Here is a 960-nt window from a genome sequence, read left to right on the forward strand (position 1 = left end):
GATCGAGTAGAGACTAATTCCTAGCCCCTCTCACACCACCGTGCGTGCCGTTCGGCACACGGCGGTTCAACTAACTTTTAACGCATGTCGTTCAAGATAATAATCTAGGCATGAAACCAGTCCACGTTTAGCGAGGACTGGTTTTGATATAGCTGAATTGACTTTTGTGCCACTAATTGATAGTGGTCACCCCAGCCAGATACCTTATCAGCTATCCATTTGGGAGTCCCTAGTTTAAGTAGTCCCCAAAGTCGCCTTGACTTCTTCTTCCATTGTTTCCAAATAATAACTCTAATTCGTGTCCTCAATCGTTTATCAATTTCTCCCATGACTGACTTCATGTTAGTCAATGCGAAGTAGTTTATCCATCCGCGAATAAGCCAGTTGAGTTTCTCAATACGGCTACCCAAGTCAGTGCTCCATTTGCGTGTTGTGAGCTTCCTAAGTTTCCTCTTGAAACTCTGGATACTCTCTTGATGTGGACGACTTTTCCACCCTTCAGCTGATTTCCAGAATCCGAATCCAAGGTACTTCAGTTGACTCGGTCTGGTAATCTTAGTCTTGGTCATATTGACTTTCAATCCCAGTCGCTTCTTAATGAATCGGCTAACTTAATACATGATACGTTTGGCAGATGCTTCGCTCCCAACTGTGATGACACAGTCATCTGCGTACCGGACGAAACGAAGCCCTCGATTTTCCAATTCCTTGTCCAGCTCATTGAGCGTGATATTGGACAGGAGGGGAGATAGATTCCCACCTTGTGGTGTTCCCACCAGCGTTTTATGGCGCTGTCCATTGATAACTACACCCGAATGAAGATACCTACGAATCAGAGACTCTGTATCTCCATCTTGGATAATGTTATGGACAAGAGACATCAATCTATCTTGGGGAACTGTGTCGAAGAATTTCTCAAGGTCAATGTCCACAATCCACTCATAGCCATCATCAAGTTAT

The 960-nt window shown here is 44.4% G+C and carries 1 pseudogene; it reads right to left on the reverse strand.

Annotated elements, in window-relative coordinates:
• Nucleotides 1-66: 66 nt before the first annotated feature.
• A pseudogene (locus BN1356_RS12405) lies at nt 67-956 on the reverse strand (reverse transcriptase domain-containing protein); the annotation flags it as partial.
• Between the last annotated feature and the right edge of the window lie 4 nt (nt 957-960).

Origin of the sequence: Streptococcus varani, from assembly GCF_001375655.1 — a bacterium.
Taxonomy (GTDB): domain Bacteria; phylum Bacillota; class Bacilli; order Lactobacillales; family Streptococcaceae; genus Streptococcus; species Streptococcus varani.